The 1,951-nt window shown below is 40.9% G+C and carries 2 protein-coding genes and 1 pseudogene; all 3 read right to left on the minus strand.

Going from position 1 to position 1,951, the window contains the following annotated elements; all coding sequences use genetic code 11:
- Positions 1-771, minus strand: a pseudogene (locus tag PLA23_RS12985) (BREX system P-loop protein BrxC); the annotation flags it as partial.
- 7 nt (positions 772-778) lie between these two features.
- Positions 779-1,333: a BREX protein BrxB domain-containing protein gene (locus tag PLA23_RS12990; RefSeq protein WP_324475465.1), complete on the minus strand. Its 555-nt coding sequence runs from the start codon at positions 1,331-1,333 to the stop codon at positions 779-781.
- Positions 1,330-1,951 (minus strand): hypothetical protein (locus PLA23_RS12995; RefSeq protein ID WP_324475466.1); only part of this gene is annotated, 622 nt, incomplete at its 5' end. The genes PLA23_RS12990 and PLA23_RS12995, both read right to left, overlap by 4 nt.

Genomic DNA, 1,951 nt, shown 5'->3' on the forward strand with positions numbered 1-1,951 from the left:
TTTTGTTTTAAATATCTCATCAATTAAACTAACCATCAGGTCAGTTGTCATATTCGTCTCTTCGGGGAATTGACGATCAAGCCTGGTAAAAAGATCCTGAGGAGTGGGTCCAAGATCAGGGAGATATTTGAGTGCAACCTGCGCAAATGCCGGAGAAATGAGACAATATTGAAGATCGTCTTCCTTTCCCATCGACATCAGGTCCGAGCGAATAGAATCAAGGACTCCTTCCTGTGCAAGCCATAGATGAATTCGGGCAAGCTGGAGATCATGATCCGGATAACCTGCAGCTCGTAAAATTACCTGTAATACTGCCTCCCTGGGATCATGTGAATCCCCTCCGGAAAGTGTCCCGGCAGCAGACCAAATACCACCAGATCTTCTGGTTTCAGTATCAAGTCGCTTTAATGAATCCTGAATATCATCAGGAAGACGGGCAAGAGTCCTTGCCGTAGTACCATCAGAGAATGTAATGTCAGCCCAAAGAAAGTCAAGAATTCGGACAAGATGGGATTTTCCAGAACCAAAAAATCCACTGACCCAGACCGCTGGTTGCTTTGGTTGATCTAAATGATCAAGAAACGAATCTAAAATCTTTTTAAGACCAGTATAATATGATCCCTCACAAACAAAATGCTGAAGTTCCCACCGTGCAACATCCCACTCGCGCTTTGTGGTAATCGGGGCAACCTTTGTATACCCATCATTCGGAATGTCATAGGTAGTCGGGTCATTCTGAAAAATATCTTTATTTAATGTAACATTTGCCATATTTCTCTTACTCGTCTTCATTCTTTACTTCAATTGGAAATGCTTTATAATTCCACCCGTCATGATCATTCATAAATTGATAGCAATACCCCCGGTGACTCCCTGGAAAAAATACTAACAACCTTCCAGGAATAGGAAGTTTCTTCACAATCTCTTCTATCAATCTACTCAGCCGAATTATCCCAAAGAGTGAACCAGCCCCTGAAATAGCAATTATTTTAGAATCGTCATCTTTATCCCACTGTTGTGATAACCGTTCAATGATATACTGAAGAAACATTTTTTCTGCAGATATTAGACGTTTTGGATTTTTGTAAAATTCTTCCTTATAAGGATGAATACCACACCATTCATCAAAAAATGGAAATATATCAATAAGAAGCCAGTGATACCCGGCTCTTTCAGTAGCAAGAGCGAATTCATCAATCCTTCTGAGTAACCTGCGTTCATCTGAAGGATCATAGACACAAAACCACACCTTCTCTTCCGGTGCAGCCCGGGGATCCCAGGGGATTGAAAGCTGCTTACTATACACATCCAGTAACGTTTCGATATGGGTCATACTTCCCCCAGAGAATAAACCGGGTTTTTCATAGTAATTTCAATCATCCCACCCGCAGATTTATACGAGATAAAACCCATCACAGAAGCAGAATGGAGCAGTTCATCCCGTTCAGTCTCATTCAAATCCAGAACACTCATGAACGGAGACTTTACAAGCATAATTCCTCCTAATCCGATTAATGTCCCTAAATAAAGGGCAAACGTTAATGATGCGGGACCTGATGTGGATTTTGTCCGGATTTTTTTTACCTTTCCAACAAGATGGCCTGATTGTGTCCATGAAGAAAGAAGGTTCTCGGCCATTGATTTGAGGGTTTTTTCTGTAAAAGAACCTTCCAGATACTGACTCAATATGTGAATCAAGTCATCCTTATTTGCCTGAGCACCACAATCAAGAGATAACACATAATCTGCTGCAATGCGCAGTGACTTATCACGAGCCAATGCATAGAGGAGTAATAAGATCGGGTGCTCTTTCTCGTATTGTTTAAAAAGGTATCGAAAGACCCGGTACAGCGGTATGGAATCATCCAGTCCATACATCCTTTTCAGAAATGACAAGGTTTTATTTCTGCCGGAAATACTCTTTTTATTTAAAATATTATCATGAACGATT

This window comes from Methanospirillum sp., assembly GCF_035406105.1.
GTDB lineage: Archaea > Halobacteriota > Methanomicrobia > Methanomicrobiales > Methanospirillaceae > Methanospirillum.

Excerpts from the sequence above, each read along its gene's own strand:
- PLA23_RS12990 (WP_324475465.1), bottom strand. The coding sequence starts at position 1,333 with ATGACCCATATCGAAACGTTACTGGATGTGTATAGTAAGCAGCTTTCA.